The organism is Alsobacter ponti (assembly GCF_024294805.1).
Lineage (GTDB): Bacteria > Pseudomonadota > Alphaproteobacteria > Rhizobiales > Beijerinckiaceae > Alsobacter > Alsobacter ponti.
In genome coordinates, this window is the sequence record NZ_JANCLU010000006.1 from 198,176 (window position 1) to 218,986 (window position 20,811).

The window sequence follows — 20,811 nt, forward strand, 5'->3', positions numbered from 1 at the left end:
CTTTTCCATAATAGGCACGCAAGCTGGCGGAGAGCCGGATCGCAGAAAGCCGCTTGACGTGCCCCGCTGCACGATGCACCGTTTTAGCAAAACTACATTGGCGTCACGTCGACGGACGCCGAGGGAGGCGCCCCGATGCGCATCGCCGAGATCAAGACCTATCCGCTCGCCATGCCGATTGCGCCGGGCGAGCACCGCACCGCCTGGGGCGAATACACGTCGATCGGCATCGTGCTCGTCGCGATCCGCACCACCGACGGGATCGTCGGATATGGCGAGGCGCTGAGCCGCAAGAATCCGCGTTCGTCCGCGCTCCTGATCGACGAGCTCTACGCCCCGTTGCTGCTGGGCCAGGACCCGTTCCTGGTGGACCGCCACTGGGAGACGATGTTCCGGCAGATGAGCGGCCGCGCCGGCGGCATGGCGATGGAGGCCATCGCGGCGCTCGACATCGCGCTCTGGGACGTGATGGGCCGGGCGCTCGGCCAGCCGCTTCATCGCTTGCTCGGCGGCATGGGGCGCGAGCGCGTCGCGTGCTACGGCTCGGCGGTCTCGTGGGGAGCCGAGGAGACGGCTCGCCGGCAGATCGAACAGTGCCGCGCCCAGGGGCTTCGCATGATCAAGCTGAAACTCGGCGCGCCGGCCAACGAGGCGATCGCCTGGGCGCGGCGCGTGCGCGACTGGGTGGGGCCGGGCATTGCGCTCTGCGCCGACGCCAACTGGGCCTACGACGTGGCCGACGCGGCGCGCGTCGCCGCCGCTTTGCACGAGTTGGACTTCGTCTGGCTGGAGGAGCCGCTGATCCCTGAGGACGTCGCGGGTTACGCGCGCCTCGCGGCCAAGAGCATGATCCGCCTCGCCGCCGGCGAAAGCGAGCACGTCGGCATGATCGCGCGCGACCTCATCGCGTCGGGGGCCATCGGCGTGTTCCAGCCGGATTGCGCGCGCGCCGGCGGGCTCACCGAAACCCGCCGCATGGCCCTGCTGGCGCACGCCTACAACGTGGCCTACGCCCCGCACGTCGGGGGCGGCGGCGCGGTGAGCGCGGCGGCCAACCTGCACCTGGCGGCGGCGATGCCGAATTTCCTCACCTACGAGTGCATGATCTTTCCGAGCCCGCTGCGCGCCGAGCTGTCGACCGAGAAGGTCGCCGATTCCGCCGCCCTCGTGGACGGCGAGGTCGTCGTGCCGACGGGGCCGGGCCTGGGGCTCGAGATTGATTTCGAGACCGTGGAGCGGTTCCTCGTCCGGCCGTGAGGCCGGCGGACGACGTGCTCGAGCGGGACATGACGGACGGAGGATGGATGATGGCGCTGGATCGGGACTATGACGTCGTGGTGGCGGGCGCGGGCATGGCGGGCGTGGTCGCGGCCATCGCGGCCGCGCGCTCGGGCGCGCGAACCCTGCTGACCGACCGGCTCGCCTTCCTCGGCGGCAACATGACGGCGGGCCTGCTCGGCAACTTCCTCTCCTTCCACAACATGAAGGGCGAGCAGATCACCGACGGCATCCCGCAGGAGATCGTCGACGCCTGCATCGAACTGGGCGGAGCATTCCGCGAGCACCGGGGCCATCTGCCGAACGCCTACGGCAACGCCTATTCCGTCACTCCCATCGATCCGGAAGTGCTGAAGCTGGTCACCCAGAAGCTCTGCCTGGAAGCCGGCGTCGAGCTCCTGCTCAACACCTACATCGCCGGGACCGTCACCGAGGGGCGGCGCGTCACCGCGCTGCGGATCGTCAACAAGTCCGGCGAGAGCGTGGTGCGGGCCAAGGTGTTCGTCGACGCCACCGGCGACGCCGACCTCGTCGCTAGCGCCGGCGGGCGTTTCCAACTCGGCAACGACGAGGGCCGGGTGATGTCGATCAGCCTGTTCTCGCGGCTGGGCAATGTCGATCTCGACAAGCACCTCGCCTACGTCAAGGCCAATCCCGACGAATTCATGCTGGGGGAAGACCCCTATATCGGCAAGACGAAGCGCCAGATCGCCGACGGCCTGAAGCACTGGATGGACTATCCGCTGGTCACCGGGCACTACACCGCCGTCAAGCAGGCGCAGGCGAAAGGCGAGTTCCACAAGAACCGCCAGCGCGTGGTGTTTCAGGTCACGACCATTCCCGGCGTCGTGGTGCTCAACGCGACCAGCCTGCTGGGCTACGACCCCACCGACGGGCAGTCGCTGACCCGCGCCGCTCTCGAAGGGCGCGAGCAGATCTTCTCCGTCTGGCGCTTCTTCCGCGACTACGTCCCTGGGTTCGACAAGTCCTTCGTGCTCGACTCCGCCGCCCTTCTCGGGGTGCGCGAGAGCCGGCGCATCGTCGGCACGCGGACGCTGACCACTGACATGTGTGTCGCCGGCCAGAAGAACGACGACGACATCGCCCGGGGCTCCTACTGCCTGGACGTCCATCAGCCCTCGGGCGTGATCGAGCACATGCACATCCGGGACGGCGAGTCCTACGGCATTCCCTACGGCACGCTGATCCCCGAAGAGGTCGACGGCGTCATCGTCGCCGGGCGCAGCCTGGCCTCCGAACGCTTCGCCAACGGCTCGGCGCGCTGCCAGGCGCCGATCATGGGCATGGGGCAGGCGGCGGGCGTCGCCGCGGCGCTGTGCGCCGAACACGGGTTCCAGCCGCGCGAAGTCCCGGTCGGCCAATTGCGCGGCATCCTGCGCCAGCAGGGAGCGGTGGTGTGACGCCGCCGCCCTGCGCCTGCCGCGCCCCGCATCGGCCGTCGGGAGCCGCGCCGTGAGCGAGGCCGCGCAGCAGGTGGAAGGCGCCCGCGGCTTCCTTCAGAAGCTGCGCGACCTCGGGCCGGCGCTGAGTCCCTCCGAGCAGAAGCTGGCAGCCCTCGTGCTGGCGGAATCGCAGCGCGTCACCCGCATGAGCCTCGCCGCGTTCGCCGCCGAGGCGAACGTCAGCCAGCCCACGGCGATCCGCTTCTGCCGCGCGCTGGGCTGCGATGGCTTTCCCGATTTCAAGATCCGGCTCGCCCAATCGCTGATGGTGGGCCAGCCCTTCGTGCACGGCGAGATCCGCTCGGGCGACGCGCTCGACGCGGTGGCCGACAAGATCTTCTCGTCGTCAATCGACGCGCTGCAGATGATGCGAGCCCAGCTCGACCTGACGGCCGTCGAGGCGGCGGTGTCGGCGATTTCCGCCGCCCGGCGCATCGAGCTCTTCGGCCACGGCCTGTCGAGCGTCACGGCGTTCGACGCCAACCAGAAGTTCATGCGGCTGGGCGTGCCGACGATCCACCACATCGACAGCCACCTGCAGCGCATGTCCGCCGCCACGCTGGGGCCCGGCGACGTCGCCATCGGCTTCGCCTATACGGGACGGGTGCGCGACGTGGTGCTCACCGCCAAGCTCGCCGTGGAACGTGGCGCGACGCTGATCGGCATCACCCGGTCGGACTCGCCGCTGGCGCGCATCAGCAGCATCGTCATCGGCGTCGACACGCTGGAAAACACCTTCGTCTTCGCGCCCATGACGACGCGCATGGCCCACCTCGCAGTCGTCGACGTACTGGCGACGGCGGTGGCGATGCGCAGCGGCCCGAGCGGCCTCAAGCAGATCAGGCGCGTCAAGAACGCGCTCAGGGACCAGTGGATGGTCGGCCCGGACGACGGGCTCGGCGCGTCGGACGAGGCCGACGACCGAGCCGAGGTCGGAGTGCCCGACAAACGGCGCCGCGCGCGCCCGGACAGGAGTGAAGAGCCGTGAACGCGACCGTCTCGTACGATTACAGGCGCACGCTGCGCGTCGCCGCGCCCTATGCCGTCGTGGTGGTCGGCGGCGGCCCGGCCGGCATCGCCGCCGCCATCGCCGCGGCGCGGCAGGGCGCGCGCACGCTGCTGATCGAGCGCTACGGGTTCCTGGGCGGCAACCTGACGGCGGGTCTCGTAGGCCCGTGCATGACCTCCTATTCACTGGACGGGTCGCAGCAGCTCATCAAGGGCATCTTCGAGGAGTTCGTGCGCCGCATGGAGGCCGAGGGCGGGGCGCTGCATCCTTCCGGCATCCCGGCCGGAAGCGCCTATTGCGGCTTCATCGAGCACGGCCACGACAAGGTGACTCCGTTCGAGCCCGAGGCCGCCAAGATCGTCGCGTTGCGCATGTGCCGAGAGGCGGGCGTCGAACTGCTGTTCCACACGTTCGTGGTCGACGCGCTGACCGAGGAAGGGCCCGAGGGCCGGCGGCGCGTCAGCGGCCTCGTCTGCGCATCGAAGAGCGGCCTGCATGTCCAGCCCGCCGGCGTCGTGGTGGACTGCTCCGCCGATGGCGATGTGGCGGCTCTGTCCGGCGTCGGCATCGAGATCGGCCGCGAAGGCGACGGGCTGATGCAGCCCATGACCATGTTCTTCCGTGTCAGCCATGTCGACGACGCCGTTGTCGAGGCGTATGTGCGCTCGCACCCCGAGGATTACCGTCCCTATGCCTCGATCATCGCAAAGGCGCGGGAGGAAGGACGATTTACCATCCCGCGCAAGGGCGTGGGCCTGTACAAGACGCTGCAACCGGGCGTGTGGCGCATCAATACGACGCGCATTCTCAAGCGCGACGGCGTCGACGCCGCCGACCTCACGGCCGCCGAGATCGAGGGGCGCGAGCAGGTGTTCACGCTGCTGCGCTTCTTCCGCGAGAACCTGCCCGGGTTCGAGAACTGCCAGCTTCTCGACACCGCCACGCAAATCGGCGTGCGGGAGACGCGGCGCATCGTCGGCGAATACACGCTGACGCTGGCGGACCTGCAGAGCGGCCGGCGCTTCGACGATGTCGTGGCGCTGTGCGGATATCCGGTCGACATCCACGACCCGACAGGGGCGGGGGGCGGCGTCGCCGAGGCTCCGCCGACCGCCAACGCCTACGAGATTCCCTATCGCGTCATGGTGCCGCGCGCGGTCGACGGCCTGCTCGTCGCCGGGCGGTCCGTTTCCTGCACCCACGAGGCGCTGGGGGCCATCCGCGTGATGCCGCCCTGCTTCGCCATGGGCGAGGCGGCCGGCGCGGCGGCGGCGATGAGCGCGGCGGGCAATACGCCGCCCCGCCACGTCGACATGGGCGCGCTGCATCGCCGGCTTGTCGAGGCGGGCGCGTATCTGGGAGACGACCGGCCCGGTCCGGCCTGATGCGCGCGGCCGCCCCCGACGCCGGCCCGTCGCGCCCGGTTCTGGGGGCGACGCAGGCCGTCGCCGCCAATGTCGCCGGCGTGATCATGAACACGATGTTCAAGCTCATCGTGATCCTGCCCGCGTCGGAAGTGATCGTGCTGCGCTCGTTGTGCGCGCTCGCTCCGCTGCTGCTCTTCCAGCGCTGGGAACGGGCGCGCTTTCCCGCGCCGCGCGACCGCGCCTCGTTGTCCCTGGTGTGGGCGAGAGCCGCGTGCGAGGCGGGCGCGACTCTCTGGCTCATCATCGCGTTGGGCTCGGCCTCGGTCACCTTCGTCATCTCGGTCGGCCTGACGCTGCCCCTGCTGGTGACACTGATCGGCGTCTTCGCCTTCGGCGAAAGGGCGGGCGCGCGGGTCTGGCTCGGCGTGGCGGCCGGGTTCGGCGGGGCGCTGCTCGTCGTCCAGCCGGGCGGCGGCGCGACCCCGCTCGGGATCGCCTCCGCCTGCGCCGCTGCGATATGCTATGCGGCGCGCGACGGCGTCACCCGGCGTCTCGGCGGCCGCTACGGTCCGCTCTTCCTCACCGCCACCGCCAACGCGGCGACGCTGGTGGTTGGACTGGCGCTGGCCGTGCAGGGAGGCTGGCGGGCGCTGGACCTGCACCAGACCGGCTACATGGCCGTGGCCATCGCGGGTTTTCTCGCCAGCAACATCTTCATGACGGCGGCGGTGCAGAATGCCGGGCTCGTTCTGTCGGGAGTCTTCCGGTACTCGGCCGTGCCCGCGGCGCTCGCCGTCGACTATCTCGTCTTCGCCGTCGTGCCCGACGGGCAGGCGTTGGCCGGCACCGCGATCGTCATCGCGAGCGGCCTGATGGTGTCGCTGCGCCGCCGCGAGCGGCCGTTGCCGAGCCTCGCCGCGGGACGCGACTGAGCCGCGAGCACCGGCCAGGCGGTGCGCGAATTCGACCTTCTACCCTTCGCCGCCGCCGCGAACCCTCGGCCCGTCGCCGCCGTTGAGGGGGCGTGCCATGGAAACCGTGCAGAACACTCGCCTCTCTCGCGCTCGCCGCGTTCGTCTCGTCTGGCGCGCCCTGTCGCGCGGGCGAAACTCGCGCTGCGATCCCCTTGCCGCCCGAGCGACCGCCCGAGTTCGGGGGAGTTCAACCCAAGCCTGCGGTGGAAGGGGAAAAGAAGGGCCCGGCAGGCGCGGGCGAGGCGACCGAGGCCGCGCTGCCCGAGGGCGAAATCGCCTGCCGCAAGCGGCTCGAAGACATGAAGGTCGTGTTCCGACCGCTGCCGGCCATCGTCGAGGGCGATTGCGGCGCGCCCGCGCCCTTGCAGGTCAGCCGGCTTCCCGGGGACGTTTCGGTGGGCGAGGGGACCAGGCTGACCTGCGACGCGACGGAGGCGCTGGCGCGGTGGGCGCGCGACAGTGTCGCGCCCCAGGCCGAGAGCCTGCTCCAAAAAAAGGTCACCGGGTTGCTGATCGGCGTCAGCTACGAGTGCCGGGGGCGCAATCGCGACCCCAAGGCCAAGCTGAGCGAACACGCCTTCGCCAACGGGGTGGACCTCTCCGGCTTCGCGTTGGAGGGGAAGACGACGATCAGCGTCGGCAAGACGGCGCCGGAAAGCGCCGAGGAAAAGTTCGTCGCCACCGTGCGGAAGTCTGCCTGCGACGCTTTCACCACCGTGCTCGGACCCGGTGTCGAGGCCCACGACGACCATCTGCATCTCGACATGCGCCGCCGCAGCCGGGGCTACCGGCTCTGCCAGTAGGGAGGGGAACGCCGGCCTGCGGCGCTGGTTGATATGCGGCAAGAACAACTCGGAGCCCGCATGCGCCCGACCGTCCGCACAGCCGCAGGCCTGCTTGCCGTTTGCTTGCTCGCCTCGGCCCCCGCCGTGGCCGCCGGCCTCAAGCCGCAGGACATCGAAACCGCCGCTCGTCCCGGCCGGACGAAGGGCTGGGACCCGGCCCTGGTGCGGGTGCAGGTGGTGCTCGACCGGCTGCGCTACGGCCCCGGCGTGATCGACGGCCATGGCGGAGACAATCTCGACGCCGCCATCGCGTCGTTCCAGCGCGCCCGCGGCCTGCGCGAGTCCGGCAGGCTGGATCGCGCCACCTACGACGCCATCGTCGCCGCCACCGACCGGCCCATCCTGACTTCCTACGAGGTGACGCAGGCCGACGTGAAGGGACCGTTCGTGAAGCGGATTCCGCCCGGCCTCGAGGGGATGGCGAAGCTGAAGCGCGTCGGCTACCGCAGCGCCCGCGAGGAGCTGGCCGAGCGCTTCCACATCGACGAGCGCCTTCTCGCGGCGCTGAACCCCGGCGCGCGCTTCGACAAGGCCGGCGTCACCCTGACCGTGCCGGACGTCGCCCGCGACAAGCTTACGCTCAAGGGGTCTCGGGTCGAGGTGCTGAAGGGCGAGAAGCGCGTGCGGCTGCTCGACGAGACGGGGCAGGTCGCCGCCGAGTTCCCCGCCTCCGTCGGCAGCGAGCAGAAGCCCGCGCCGAGCGGGGAGTTCGTCGTCAAGGCGGTCGTGCCGAACCCGTCCTATACCTACAACCCGGAGTTCAAGTTCAAGGGCGTCAAGGCGACGAAGCCGTTCGAGGTGCCTCCCGGGCCGAACGGCCCGGTGGGCGCCGTGTGGATCGACCTCTCGGCCGACACCTACGGCATCCACGGCGTCGCGGACCCTGCCCGCATCGGCAGGGCTTTTTCGAACGGCTGCGTGCGCCTGACCAACTGGGACGCGCTCGACCTCGCCGCGATGGTCTCGAAGGGGACGCCAGTCGCCTTCATCGAGCCGATGGCGACCTCCGCGCGCTGACAGAGCACCTCACCAATCCTGCGCCTCCCTGAACCGGTCGCCCGCGCGATTGCCGTTCGGCAAATCGCGTTAACGACGTCCTTCGCCTGTCCCCACCCCGCAGGAACCGCGCCCGCGCGCATCGAGTCGACCTGACGCGACGATCGACCGGGGCCAGGGCGGAGGGACTTCCGGCGTGCTCGGATTGTTCAGGGACATCGACCTGTCGTCGTGGTTCGGCGCCGGAGTGGTGGTCGTCGCGACCCTGCTCGTCCTCGCCTACATCCTCGTCCAGGTGGAGCGCGGCGGCGGCCCTCGATCGTAGCGTCGGGGCAGGGCGTCGCGAATACGGCAAAGCGCCTCTCGCGAGGGGCTTTCGTGCGCGTTCGAATGTTTGGAAAAGCTGGCTCCCCGAGCAGGACTCGAACCTGCGACCATTCGATTAACAGTCGAATGCTCTACCAACTGAGCTATCGGGGACCGTCGGCGAGAGGGTGGATACATCGCGTCGGCGTCGGGCGCAAGTCGTCGGTCGGGAAAAATTCGGCCCCCGCCGAAGTTTGTCGACCCGCCTCGAAAGCCGTTGCCGAACGCCCCCAGACTGCGCTAAGCAGGCGCGCCGGCGACGGGGGATGCCCCCTTTCGCAGTCACGAAGGCCTCGTGGCGGAGTGGTTACGCAGAGGACTGCAAATCCTTGCACCCCGGTTCGATTCCGGGCGAGGCCTCCATCTCTTTCTGACAGCGCGTGATGTCCCGTTCATGGCTTGCATCCAGCTTTAAGCCCGCCGCGCGGCTCGCGCTGGCCGGATCATGCCTGATCAGGCGAAAGTCTCAGGACAATTCGGGCGATTCCGAGGGCCGGGGCCCCGTCCGGGGCCGCCGCGCCGCTTGCGTTTTGGCCTCTGTTGGCAGAAAAGGCGGTCCGTGATCGTTCCGCTTCCGCCGAGAGCGGAAGCCCGGCTTCCGGAGACTGACATGCCCGATTTCGCGACGCAGCGCCGCACGATGGTGGATGGGCAGCTCAGGACCTATGACGTTTTCAACACCGCCGTGATCGACGCCGTGCTGGACACGCCCCGCGAGATCTTCGTCGCGCCGTCGGACCGGGCCGTCGCCTATATCGACCGCGAACTGCCGGTGGCCGAGGGCCATGCGCGCCGGATGCTGACGCCGATGGTCTTCGCCCGGCTGATCCAGTCGGCCGAAATCCTGCCCACGGACTCGGTCCTCGATGTCGGCTGCGGATCGGGCTACGGGGCCGCCGTGCTGGCCCGCATCGGAGGCTCCGTGGTGGCGCTCGAGGAGGACGACGTGCTGGCCAACCTGGCGCGCCGGAACCTGTCGCAACTCGGCCTGCCCAACGCCCAGGTCGTCACCGGCAGCCTCGTCGCCGGCTACCCCGCCCTGGGATCTTACGACGTGATCGTCGTCGAAGGCGCTCTGGAGGTGGAGCCCGAGGCGCTGCTGGCGCAACTGAATCCCGGCGGTCGCCTCGTGGCAGTTTGGGGGGTGGGCCGCTCCGGCCGCGCCAGCGTGTGGACGAAATCCGGCCCGACAGTCGGCCGCCGGACCGTGTTCGACGCCGCCGCGCCCAGACTCGCCGCCTTCGCCAAGCCGGAAGCCTTCGCCTTCTGAGCGAGTTGGTCGGCGTCCAGAACAGTCTAAGACGTTCGGCTGCCGCCGAGACACGCAACCCAGTCTCGACAATGGTCAAGGTTCCGGTCGCGGAAATCACGCACCGGGTGCGAACCCGCCTGGAAAACCCCGACCGGCTGTTACTTTTTTGCGGCACCCTCCGGAAAACGACTGATTCACCGCTTCAACTTAATGATTGAGCGCGATACGGTTCGCGGAATCGCATGTTAAGTTGAATTTCGCATTCTAGCCTGCGAAGTGTGGTCTTCAGTTCCAGGGGTCCGGTCCGCTCATGAACTTTCAGTCGGTTTATCGCGCAGCCCTGCTCGCCTCTGCGGTGACGTTCGTCGCGGCCGGCGCAGCCAGCGCCGAGACGATGGAAGGCGCGCTGGCGCGGGCCTATTCCAGCAACCCGACCCTGAACGCGTCCCGCGCCGGCACCCGCGCCACCGACGAGACCGTGCCGCAGGCGCTGTCGGGTTATCGCCCGCGCATCGCAGCTTCGGCCGACGCGGGATTCGCGGCCCAGACAACGGACGCCAGTCCGGCCGGTTACGCCAACGACAAGTACTTCCCGCGTGGCCTGGGTGTGCAGATCGACCAGAACCTGTGGAACGGCAACCGCACCGGCAACAGCGTGCGGCGGGCGGACAGCACGGTTCTTCAGGCGCGTGAGGAACTGCGCCGTTCCGAACAGCTCGTCCTGCTCGACGCCTCCACGGCCTATATGGACGTGCTGCGCGACACCGCCATCCTGGACCTGCGCAACAACAACATCGAAGTTCTCGACGAACAGCTCCGCCAGACCAAGGACCGCTTCAACGTCGGCGAGGTGACGCGCACCGACGTCGCGCAGGCCGAGGCCCGTCTGGCCAGTTCGCGCGCCGACGCGAGCCTCGCGGCGGGCAACCTGAAGAGCAGCCTGGCGCGCTACCGGCAGGTGGTCGGCGCGGACGCCAAGCAGCTGTCGCCGGCGAAGGCCATCGACGCGCTGCTGCCCCGGACGCTCGACGAAGCGGTGGCCGCCTCCCAGGCCGAGCACCCGCAGGTGCTGTCGGCCCTGCACGCCGTCGACGCCGCCCAGCTCACGGTGAAGGTGATCGAGGGCGAGCTCTATCCCACGGTCGGCGTGCGCGGCTCCGTCACGCAGCGCTGGGACTTCCAGTCCTCCAACCGCGACCAGCTCGCGTCGACGCTGGTCGGCACGGTGGCGATCCCGATCTACGAAGGCGGCGAGACCTACGCCCGCGTGCGCCAGGCCAAGGAAACGCTGGGCCAGCGCCGGCTGGATGCGGATACGGCCCGCGAGCTCGTCCGCGCCAACGTCGTGTCCGCCTGGGGTCAGCTTGAGGCCACCAAGGAGCGCATCACCGCCGGCCAGGCGAGCATCGTGGCATCCGAGACCGCGCTGAACGGCGTGCGCGAGGAAGCCAAGGTCGGCCAGCGCACCACGCTCGACGTGTTGAACGCGCAGCAGGAACTGCTGTCCTCGCGCGTGGCGCTGATCCAGGCCCAGCGCGACCGCGTGGTGGCGTCCTACGCGGTGCTTTCGGCGGTCGGTCGGCTGTCGGCGCAGAAGCTGCGGCTCGCGGTCACCGAGTACAGGCCGTCGGTGCACTACGAACAGGTCCGCGACAAGTGGATCGGCTTGCGCACGCCGGACGGCAAGTAAACCCGGGGGCGAAGGCCCGCCGGCGACAGTTACGAAAGGCGCGGCATGGCCGCGCCTTTTTTTCGTCGCCAGCGGGTAAGATTTCAGGGCACAGCCAGGCTGCGGCGGCCCGGGCGCGCTTGCTTGGCCCGAATCGCCCCCTTACTCTTCGTTGTGAATCGGGTGTCTTGACGTTTCGCGATCGGGTTCTTGCGCGCCGATCGACGCGGAGATGGGGCGATCGGCCATGAGTGCTGCGAGTAAGGCGAACGAACCTTCGATGGAGGAGATTCTCGCCTCCATCCGCCGCATCATCGCGGACGACGCCGGGCCGAAGGAGCCGCCAAAGCCCGCTCCTGCCGAGCCGACCCGGGACGACAGCGACATCCTCGACCTCGCCACCCTGCAGCCCGCGGCGCCCGAGCCCGAGCCCCCGCCGCCCATGCCGGCGGACGCGGTCGAGGCCCATGACATCGAGTTTCGCGAGATCGCGCAGGATTTCGAGCCGGAGCCGGAGCCCGAGCCGGAACCCGAGCCGGTCTACGCCCCGGAGCCCCCGCGCGCCGCGGCGCCCGAGCCCGTTCCCCCTCCGCAGCCGGCGCCGGCCGCCGTTCCCTCCGCCGGGCTTCTGTCGCCCGAGGCCGACGCCTCCGTCGCGCGCGCCTTCGGCTCGCTCGGCGCGCTGGCCATGCCGCAGGCCGGGCGCACGCTCGAGGATCTGATGGCCGAGCTGCTGCGGCCCATGCTCAAGGGGTGGCTGGACGAGAACCTGCCGCCTCTCGTCGAGCGCCTGGTACGCGCCGAGATCGAGCGCGTTTCGCGCCAGCCGCGCGGCTGAAGCGCGCGTTTACGACTTCGGCGGCATCTCCGAGCCGCCTTTCGCGGCCGGCTGCCGCGCTTTCGTCCGTTGACTAGCAGCGCCCGGTCCGGTTTTAAACGCGGGCCACGCCGTGCCGCGCCGCACGGGGCGCGAGGAAAGCCGCATCATGATGGACAAGACCTTCGATCCCACCTCGGTGGAAGACCGCATCGCCGGGCTCTGGGACCGCGCCCAGGCCTTCAAGGCGGGCCGGCCCGACCGAGCCGGGGCGGAGCCCTATTGCATTGTCATCCCGCCGCCCAATGTCACCGGCTCGTTGCACATGGGCCACGCGCTCAACAACACGTTGCAGGACGTGCTCTGCCGGTTCGAGCGCATGCGCGGACGCGACGTGCTGTGGCAGCCCGGCATGGACCACGCCGGCATCGCCACGCAGATGGTGGTCGAGCGCCAACTCGCCGAACGCCAGCAGCCGGACCGCCGGGCGATGGGCCGCGAGGCGTTCCTGGCGCGGGTGTGGGAATGGAAGGCGGAGTCCGGCGGCGCCATCAAGGGCCAACTTCAGCGCCTCGGCGCGTCGTGCGACTGGTCGCGCGAGCGCTTCACCATGGACGAGGGCCTGTCGCGCGCCGTGCTGGAGGTGTTTGTCCGGCTCTACAAGGACGGTCTGATCTATCGCGACAAGCGCCTGGTGAACTGGGACCCCAAGTTCCAGACCGCCATCTCCGACCTGGAGGTGGAGCAGAAGGAGGTCAAGGGCAACCTGTGGCATTTCCGCTACGCCGTCGAGGGCTCTGACCGGACCATCACCGTGGCGACGACCCGGCCGGAGACGATGCTGGGCGACACGGCGGTCGCCGTCCATCCCGATGACGAGCGCTATCGCGATCTCGTCGGCAAGACGGTGGTGCTGCCGCTGGTCGGCCGCCGCATCCCGATTGTGGCCGACGAGTATTCCGACCCCGAGAAGGGCTCGGGCGCGGTGAAGATCACTCCGGCGCACGACTTCAACGATTTCGAGGTCGGCCGCCGTCACGGCCTGCGTTTGATCAACGTCTTCGACGCCGAGGCGAAGCTGGACATCGCCGGCAACGAAGCTTTCCTGGACGGACTTCCCGCGTCGGGCGACCTCGACGAGGTGCTGACGCTACACGGGCTCGATCGCTTCGCGGCGCGCAAGCGCGTCATCGCGATGATGGAGGCGCGCGGCCTTCTCGACCTGATCGAGCCCAACGTCCACACCGTGCCGCACGGCGACCGCTCGGGCGAGGTCATCGAGCCCTGGCTGACCGACCAGTGGTACGTCGACGCCAAGACGCTGGCGCAGCCTGCGCTCGCGGCGGTGCGCGAGGGCAAGACCCGCTTCGTGCCCCGCAACTGGGAGAAGACCTATTTCGACTGGCTCGAGAACATCGAGCCCTGGTGCGTCTCGCGGCAGCTCTGGTGGGGCCACCAGATCCCCGCCTGGTACGGGCCGGACAACACCGTCTTCGTCGAGAAGTCCGCTGAGGAGGCCGCCGCCGCCGCCCGCGCCCATTACGGCCGCGACGTCGAGCTGCGGCGCGACGAGGACGTTCTGGACACCTGGTTCTCCTCGGCGCTGTGGCCGTTCTCGACGCTCGGCTGGCCGGACCGGACGCCGGAGCTGGCGCGCTACTACCCCACCGACGTGCTCGTGACGGGCTTCGACATCATCTTCTTCTGGGTCGCCCGCATGATGATGATGGGCCTCCACTTCATGGAGGAGATCCCCTTCCACACCGTCTACATCCACGCCCTCGTCCGCGACGAGAAGGGGGCGAAGATGTCGAAGTCGAAGGGCAACGTCATCGATCCGCTGCAGCTCATCGACACCTACGGCGCCGACGCGCTCCGCTTCACGCTGGCGGCGATGGCAGCGCAGGGCCGCGACATCAAGCTTTCCACGCAGCGCGTCGAGGGCTATCGCAACTTCGCGACCAAGCTCTGGAACGCGGCGCGCTTCGCCGAGATGAACGGCTGCGAGCGCTCCGAGGGCTTCGACCCGTCAGCGGTGGGCGAAAAGCTCAACCGTTGGGCGCTCTCCGAATACGCCCGGGCCGTGCGCGAGGTGACGGCGGGCATCGAGGCCTATCGCTTCAACGACGCGGCCAACGCTGCCTACCGCTTCGTCTGGAACGTGTTCTGCGACTGGTACCTCGAACTCGCCAAGCCGATCCTGATGGGCGAGGACGGACCGGCCAAGGCCGAGACGCGCGCCAGCATCGCGCACGTGATCGACGGCGTCTGCAAGATCCTGCACCCGTTCATGCCCTTCCTCACCGAGGAACTGTGGGCCATCAAGGGCGCCGCGGGTCCGCTTCGGCCGGAGGCCGAGCGCGTCCTGGCGCTGTCGGCGTGGCCCGAGGCCGCCGACTTCTCCGCGCCCGAAGCCGAGGAGGAGATCGGCTGGCTGATCGACCTGGTGACCGAAATCCGTTCGGCCCGCTCGGAGACCAACGTTCCGGCCGGGGCGCAAATCCCCCTGGTGCTCGTTTCGGCGAGCGGCCCGACGCGCGAGCGGGCCCTGTCCTGGGGCGACATGCTGAAGCGCCTGGCTCGCCTGTCGGACGTCGCTTTCGCCGACGCCGCGCCGGCCCAGTCCGTGCAGGTGGTGGCGCGCGGCGAGGTCGCCGCCCTGCCGCTCGCCGGCGTCGTCGATCTCGACGCCGAGAAGCAGCGCCTCGCCAAGGAGCTGGACCGCATCGCCGCCGACGTCCGCAAGGTCGAATCGAAGCTGGGCAACGCCGACTTCATGGCCCGCGCGCCGGAAGAGGTTGTCGAGGAGCAGCGCGAGCGCCTGGCCGATTCGCAGGCCCGCGCGGCGAAAATTCGCGATGCGCTGGCGCGCTTGTCGAAGGCGGGTTGACGCAGCTTCGGGAACGCGCCGGCGGGTTCCTCCGCAAGAAACGTGCGCCCGCACGTCGCGCCGGATCATCATCGTTCCGAATGGGTCCGGCGCGGGCGGGGCAGGGCGGCCGTTTGCCCTGTGATCGATTTCAAGAGCCTGTTGCGCGACCGCGCGTTCTGGCGCAACGTTCATGTCAGAACAGAACTACCGAGGAGGGTTCCATGCTTCACACCAGGCTGCGCGCGACCGCGGCCATACTGGCGTTTGGCTTTTCGCTGAGCGCCGCCAGCGCCCAGATGGTCTACAACCGGGGCAACCCGGGCGATCCGGAGACGCTCGACCCCCAGAAGACCTCGACCGTGGTCGAAAGCGACGTGCTTCTCGACCTTTACGAGGGTCTGGTGACTTATGACGCGAAGGCGCAGATCGTGCCCGGCGTCGCCGAGTCCTGGGCGGTGAACGACGACGGCACCGTCTACACGTTCAAGCTGCGGCCCAACGCCAAATGGTCCAACGGCGACCCGGTGAAGGCGCAGGACTTCGTGTTCTCGTTCCGCCGGCTCATGAACCCCGAGACCGGCGCCAAGTACGCCAACATCCTCTACACGCTGAAGAACGGCGAGAAGGTCAACAAGGGCCAGGCGAAGGTCGAGGAGCTCGGCGTCAAGGCCATCGACGACCGGACGCTGGAGATCACGCTGGAGGCCCCCGCGCCGTATTTCGTGGCGCAGCTCGCCCATCAGACCGGCCTGCCGGTGCATCCCGGCTCCGTCGAGAAGTTCGGCAAGGACTTCGTCAAGCCGGAGAACATGGTCTCCAACGGGGCCTTCATGCTCAAGTCGTTCACCCCGAACGACAAGATCGTGATGGTGAAGAACCCCAACTACCGCGACGCCGCGTCGGTGAAGATCGACCAGGTGAACGTCATCTCGGCCGAGGATCGCTCGGCGGCGCTGCGCCGCTTCCAGGCCGGTGAGCTGCACACCTACAACGACGTGCCGACCGACCAGATCAAGTTCATCCGCGAGACGCTGAAGGGCCAGTTCCGCGTCGCGCCCTATCTCGGCACCTACTACTTCGCCGTGAACACGCAGAAGGCGCCGTTCAACGACGCCCGGGTGCGCCAGGCGCTGTCGATGGTCATCGACCGCGACTTCCTCGCCGAGGACATCTGGGGCGGCACCATGATCCCGGCCTACAGCTTCGTGCCGCCGGGCATCGGCAATTACGGCGAGCCGGCCACGGTCGACTGGAAGGACATGTCGCCGATCGAGCGCGAGGACAAGGCCAAGGCGTTGCTCAAGGAGGCCGGCTACGGCCCCGGCGGCAAGAAGCTGACGGTCGAGATCCGCTACAACACCTCCGAGAACCACAAGAACACCTCGGTAGCGCTCGCCAACATGTGGAAGCCGTTCAACATAGAGGTGAAGCTGGTCAACACCGACCTCAAGACCCACTACGCGCTGCTGCGCGACAAGGGCGACTACGACATCGCCCGCGCCGGCTGGATCGCCGACTACTCCGACCCGCAGAACTTCCTGTTCCTGGCGGAGAGCGACAACAAGGGCCTCAACTACGCCAGCTACGCCAATCCCGAGTACGACGCCCTGATGAAGAAGGCGGCCGGCACGAAGGATCTGCAGGCCCGCGCCAAGATCCTGCAGCAGGCGGAGGCGGTGTTCCTGCGCGACCAGCCCTACCTGCCCCTGCTGTTCTACGGGTCGAAGAACCTCGTCTCCGACAAGGTGTCGGGCTGGGAGTCCAACACGCTGGACCGCCACCTGTCGCGCTTCCTCACCATCAAGCAGTAAACCAGACGACTGGCGGCGCGCCTCCCCCGGGCGCGCCGTCTCTCTTCGGAAGGACCCGCCATGGGCCTCTTCATCCTGCGCCGGCTGCTCTCGGCGTTGCCAACCCTGCTCGTCATCGTGACGATCTCGTTCTTCCTGATCCGCCTCGCGCCCGGGGGACCGTTCGACCTCGAACGGCCGCTCGAGGCCAAGGTCATGGAGAACCTGCGCAAGATCTACCAGCTCGACCAGCCGCTCTGGTACCAGTACTGGCTCTATCTCAGCGCCCTGATGAGGGGCGACCTGGGGCCGTCCTTCTATTTCCGCGACTTCAGCATCGCCGAATTGTTCGCGCGCGGCCTGCCCATTTCGATGCGGCTCGGCTTCACGGCGCTGACGCTGGCGCTGATCGTCGGCGGCACGCTGGGCGTCATCGCCGCCTTCCGGCAGAACCAGCCGACCGACTACGCCGTCGTCGGCCTCGCCACCTTCGGCATCACCGTTCCCAGCTTCGTCGTCGCGCCGGTATTGCAGATCGTGTTCGGCCTCACGCTCGCCTGGCTGCCGGTCGGCGGCTGGAACGACGGCGCGATGCGCAACACCATCATGCCGACGCTGACGCTCGCCTTGCCGCAGATCGCCGTCATCGCGCGGCTCACCCGCGCCGCCATGATCGAGGTGCTGCGCTCCAACCACGTGCGCACGCTGCGGGCCAACGGCCTGCCGCTGTCGGTGATCGTGCGCCACACGCTGCGCGGCGCGGCGCTGCCGGTGGTGTCCTATCTCGGCCCGGCGGCGGCGGCGCTGCTCACCGGCTCCATCGTGGTGGAGACGATCTTCGGCATCCCCGGCGTGGGGCGCTATTTCGTCGAGGGCGCGCTCAACCGCGACTACACGCTGGTGATGGGCACGGTGGTGATGATCGCCGTGTTCGTGCTGTTCTTCAATCTCCTCGTCGACATCGTCTACGCGCTGGTCGACCCGCGGGTGCGCTATGAGTGACCTCGTCGCCTCCGGCGCCGCGCCGCCGTCCTCGGCCGTCAAGGGCCGCTCCCTGTGGGCCGACGCGCGCTCGCGGCTCGTCCGCAACCGCGCGGCTCTGGCCAGCATGATCGTGCTCGCCCTGATCGCGCTGGCCTGCCTGTTCGGCCCGGCGATGACGGGCCACGACTACGACCAAGTGTACCAGGACTACACCCGCACCCCGGCCAGCCTGTCCTCGTTCCCCAAGCCCGACCAGGTCGCGCCCGCCGTCGAGCGCATCGCCTCGCGCATGCGGGCCAAGGCGGAGGACATCGTCGTGGGGCCGGATTCGGTGCGGGCCACGCTGGTGACGCCGCGCCCGCTGGACGAGCGCCTGCTGGTCTATTTCGAGCGCTCCGACATGTTCCTGCCCGCCCGGGTGGTGGACAAGGCGGAGGAGGGCAGGCGGGTGACGGTCGAGGCGCCGTTCCAGAAGATGCACTTCTACTTCGGCACCGACTCCAACGGCCGCGACCTGCTCACCCGCACGCTGATCGCCGGGCGCGTGTCGCTGGCCATCGGCGTGCTCGCCACCACGGTGGCGATCCTCATCGGCGTGCTGTGGGGCGCGGCGGCGGGCTATCTCGGCGGGCGGGTGGACGCGGTGATGATGCGCGCGGTGGACGTGCTCTATTCGCTGCCCTTCATCTTCTTCGTCATCCTGCTGGTGGTGTTCTTCGGGCGCAACTTCGTGCTGATGTTCATCGCCGTCGGAGCCGTCGAGTGGCTGGACATGGCGCGCATCGTTCGCGGGCAGACGCTGTCCATCAAGCGGCAGGAATACGTGCAGGCGGCGGAGGCGATGGGCGTCGAGACGTTCGGCATCCTGCGCCGCCACGTCATCCCCAACACGCTGGGGCCGGTGGTCGTCTACATGACGCTGCTGGTGCCCAAGGTGATCCTGCTGGAGAGCTTCCTGTCCTTCCTCGGCCTCGGCGTGCAGGAGCCGATGACGAGCTGGGGCGTGCTGATCTCCGAGGGGGCCAAGAACATCCAGGGCGCGATCTACATGCTCATCTGGCCCTCGGTGTTCCTCACCGCCACCCTGTTCTGCCTCAACTTCATCGGCGACGGCCTGCGCGACGCCCTCGACCCCAAGGATCGCTGAATGACCGCCCCTGTTCACGACGCGGTGCTCAGCGTCCGCAACCTGGAGGTCGGCTTCCGCACCGCCGACGGCGAGCTGAAGGCCGTCAAGGGCGTGTCGCTGGACGTGGCGCGCGGCGAGACGCTGGCCATCGTCGGCGAGAGCGGCTCCGGCAAGAGCCAGACCATGATGGCCGTGATGGGCCTGCTCGCTTCCAACGGCTTCGCGCGCGGCTCGGTGAAGCTGGGCGGCGAGGAGATTCTGGGGCTCTCCCCGCGCGAGTTGAACCGCTTTCGCGGCAGCCGCATGGGCATGATCTTCCAGGAGCCGATGACCTCGCTGGACCCGCTCTACAAGATCGGCCGCCAGCTCGAGGAGCCGCTGCGGGCGCACGCCCGGATGGGCCGGGCCCAGGCCCGCGCCCGAGCGCTGGAGCTGCTGACGCTGGTCGGCATCCCGCGCCCGAAGGAACGGCTCGATTCCTACCCGCACGAGCTGTCGGGTGGGCAGCGCCAGCGCGTCATGATCGCCATGGCGCTCGCCAACCGGCCGGAGGTGCTGATCGCCGACGAGCCGACGACGGCGCTCGACGTCACCATCCAGGCGCAGATCCTCGAGCTGCTGGCCGGCCTCAAGGACAAGTTCGGCATGTCGATCGTGTTCATCACGCACGATCTCGGCATCGTGCGGCGCTTTGCCGATCGCGTCATCGTCATGAAGAGCGGCGAGGCGGTGGAGACGGGGCCGACCGAGGCGGTGTTCGCCGCGCCGAAGCAGGCCTATACGCGCATGCTGCTGGCCGCCGAGCCGACCGGGCGCAAGGTTCCGCCGCCGGCCGACGCGCCGGTGCTGGTGGAGGCGCGCGACGTGCGGGTGACGTTCCGCCTGCGCGGCGGCTTCCTCGGGCGCGGCGCGTCGGATTTGCGCGCCGTCGACGGCGTCGACCTGGCGCTGCGGCGCGGCGGCACCATCGGCATCGTCGGCGAATCGGGCTCCGGCAAGTCGACGCTCGGGCGCGCCATCCTGCGCCTCGTGCCGTCATCGGGCGCCATCCGCTTCGAGGACCGCAACCTGATGCCGCTCGACCGGGCCGCGATGCGGCCCTTGCGCAAGCAGCTGCAGCTCGTCTTTCAGGACCCGTTCGGCTCGCTGTCGCCGCGCATGACCGTGGGCGAGATCGTCACCGAGGGGCTGCTGGTCCATTCGCCGGGCATGAGCCGGGCGGAGCGCGACCAGCGCGCCGCCCTGGCGCTGGAGGAGGTGAGCCTCGACCCGGCGACGCGCAACCGCTTCCCGCACGAGTTCTCCGGCGGCCAGCGCCAGCGCATCGCCATCGCCCGCGCGATGATCCTGCACCCCAGCCTCGTCGTGCTCGACGAGCCGACCTCGGCGCTCGATCGCTCGGTGCAGAAGGAGATCGTCGACCTGCTGCGCGACCTGCAGATCCGCCACGGCCTGTCCTACCTGTTCATCAGCCACGACCTCGCCGTGGTGCGGGCGCTGTCGGACGAGATCATCGTCATGAAGGGCGGCCAGGTGGTCGAGCGCGGCGACGTCGACGCCATCTTCGCCAACCCCCGCGAGCCCTATACCCAGGCCCTCATCAAGGCCGCCTTCCTGACGCAGGAACAGGCCGCCTGAGGGCGGGGAGCCTTTTCATTCGGACGCGCTGCCGCGCGCCATGTTGCGCTGGATCTCGGCTCCGGTTCCGCTGTCGCTGCACCGGTCCAGGAACGGGCGGGCTGCTTCGCATCCCGGATGAAGCCCCGCTCCACGCGCCCAAAGGGGGGATTCGGCCGGCTCGTTCTTGTGGCGAATGGCGGGCCGGAACCCGCACCCCCAAAGGGCGGACCCCGTCCGCCCGTCCCCAAGCCCCATAGGGCGGGCCCCGTCCGCCCGTCCTCAAGTCCCAAAGGGCGGACGCCAGTCCGCCCGTTCCCGGAATGCCGGAGCCTTGGCGGAGGCATGTCCGGGAGCCAGCGCATGGATGCTGCCGCGAAGCG

Annotated in this window: 16 protein-coding genes and 2 tRNA genes; 17 read left to right on the forward strand and 1 reads right to left on the reverse strand. The window is 69.1% G+C overall.

Going from position 1 to position 20,811, the window contains the following annotated elements:
* The first annotated feature begins 135 nt into the window (after nt 1–135).
* From NK718_RS08590 to NK718_RS21940, 8 genes are all read left to right on the forward strand, one after another.
* Nucleotides 136–1,257, forward strand: coding sequence for a mandelate racemase/muconate lactonizing enzyme family protein (locus NK718_RS08590; protein ID WP_254740630.1), 1,122 nt, complete (start codon nt 136–138; stop codon nt 1,255–1,257).
* Between the two features lie 29 nt (nt 1,258–1,286).
* Complete coding sequence (locus NK718_RS08595) at nt 1,287–2,699, forward strand: FAD-dependent oxidoreductase (protein WP_254740632.1); 1,413 nt, start codon at nt 1,287–1,289, stop codon at nt 2,697–2,699.
* Nucleotides 2,700–2,751: 52 nt separating this feature from the next.
* Nucleotides 2,752–3,729, forward strand: a complete 978-nt coding sequence (locus NK718_RS08600; protein ID WP_254740634.1) for an SIS domain-containing protein — start codon at nt 2,752–2,754, stop codon at nt 3,727–3,729.
* Nucleotides 3,726–5,135 carry an FAD-dependent oxidoreductase gene (locus NK718_RS08605; protein ID WP_254740636.1) on the forward strand — a complete coding sequence of 470 codons (1,410 nt, stop codon included), beginning with the start codon at nt 3,726–3,728 and terminating at the stop codon, nt 5,133–5,135. The genes NK718_RS08600 and NK718_RS08605 overlap by 4 nt, the downstream gene beginning before the upstream one ends.
* Nucleotides 5,135–6,049, forward strand: coding sequence for a DMT family transporter (locus tag NK718_RS08610; protein ID WP_254740638.1), 915 nt, complete (start codon nt 5,135–5,137; stop codon nt 6,047–6,049). The genes NK718_RS08605 and NK718_RS08610 overlap by 1 nt, the downstream gene beginning before the upstream one ends.
* A gap of 245 nt (nt 6,050–6,294) precedes the next feature.
* Nucleotides 6,295–6,894 carry an extensin-like domain-containing protein gene (locus NK718_RS08615; protein WP_254740640.1) on the forward strand — a complete coding sequence of 200 codons (600 nt, stop codon included), beginning with the start codon at nt 6,295–6,297 and terminating at the stop codon, nt 6,892–6,894.
* A gap of 60 nt (nt 6,895–6,954) precedes the next feature.
* The gene (locus NK718_RS08620) at nt 6,955–7,953 is read left to right on the forward strand and encodes a L,D-transpeptidase family protein (RefSeq protein WP_254740642.1); all 999 of its coding nucleotides are present in this window, start codon (nt 6,955–6,957) and stop codon (nt 7,951–7,953) included.
* Between the two features lie 175 nt (nt 7,954–8,128).
* Nucleotides 8,129–8,257, forward strand: coding sequence for a hypothetical protein (locus NK718_RS21940; RefSeq protein WP_256515501.1), 129 nt, complete (start codon nt 8,129–8,131; stop codon nt 8,255–8,257).
* A 79-nt stretch (nt 8,258–8,336) separates the two neighbouring features.
* On the opposite strand, the gene NK718_RS08625 is transcribed toward NK718_RS21940, so the two are convergent.
* Nucleotides 8,337–8,412: transfer RNA gene (locus NK718_RS08625), tRNA-Asn, on the reverse strand.
* A 175-nt stretch (nt 8,413–8,587) separates the two neighbouring features.
* Between NK718_RS08625 and NK718_RS08630 the strand changes: the two genes are divergently transcribed.
* The 9 genes from NK718_RS08630 to NK718_RS08670 all read left to right on the forward strand — a co-directional run bounded on the left by NK718_RS08630 (nt 8,588) and on the right by NK718_RS08670 (nt 20,449).
* A tRNA-Cys gene (locus tag NK718_RS08630) sits at nt 8,588–8,661 on the forward strand.
* 247 nt (nt 8,662–8,908) lie between these two features.
* Entirely contained in the window at nt 8,909–9,568 is a 660-nt protein-coding gene (locus NK718_RS08635; RefSeq protein WP_254740644.1) for a protein-L-isoaspartate O-methyltransferase family protein, read from the forward strand.
* 292 nt (nt 9,569–9,860) lie between these two features.
* A complete protein-coding gene (locus NK718_RS08640; RefSeq protein WP_254740646.1) occupies nt 9,861–11,240 on the forward strand; it encodes a TolC family outer membrane protein in 1,380 nt (459 codons plus the stop codon).
* A 226-nt stretch (nt 11,241–11,466) separates the two neighbouring features.
* On the forward strand, nt 11,467–12,057 hold the full coding sequence (locus tag NK718_RS08645) for a PopZ family protein (RefSeq protein ID WP_254740648.1): 591 nt from the start codon (nt 11,467–11,469) through the stop codon (nt 12,055–12,057).
* A 148-nt stretch (nt 12,058–12,205) separates the two neighbouring features.
* Entirely contained in the window at nt 12,206–14,926 is a 2,721-nt protein-coding gene (locus tag NK718_RS08650; protein ID WP_254740650.1) for a valine--tRNA ligase, read from the forward strand.
* A gap of 203 nt (nt 14,927–15,129) precedes the next feature.
* The gene (locus tag NK718_RS08655; protein ID WP_254740652.1) at nt 15,130–16,719 is read left to right on the forward strand and encodes a peptide ABC transporter substrate-binding protein; all 1,590 of its coding nucleotides are present in this window, start codon (nt 15,130–15,132) and stop codon (nt 16,717–16,719) included.
* 60 nt (nt 16,720–16,779) lie between these two features.
* On the forward strand, nt 16,780–17,700 hold the full coding sequence (gene oppB / locus NK718_RS08660; RefSeq protein WP_254740654.1) for an oligopeptide ABC transporter permease OppB: 921 nt from the start codon (nt 16,780–16,782) through the stop codon (nt 17,698–17,700).
* A complete protein-coding gene (locus tag NK718_RS08665) occupies nt 17,693–18,829 on the forward strand; it encodes an ABC transporter permease subunit (RefSeq protein WP_254740656.1) in 1,137 nt (378 codons plus the stop codon). The genes oppB and NK718_RS08665 overlap by 8 nt, the downstream gene beginning before the upstream one ends.
* Nucleotides 18,830–20,449, forward strand: a complete 1,620-nt coding sequence (locus NK718_RS08670; protein ID WP_254740658.1) for an ABC transporter ATP-binding protein — start codon at nt 18,830–18,832, stop codon at nt 20,447–20,449. It abuts the gene before it with no gap.
* The last annotated feature ends 362 nt before the right edge of the window (nt 20,450–20,811 follow it).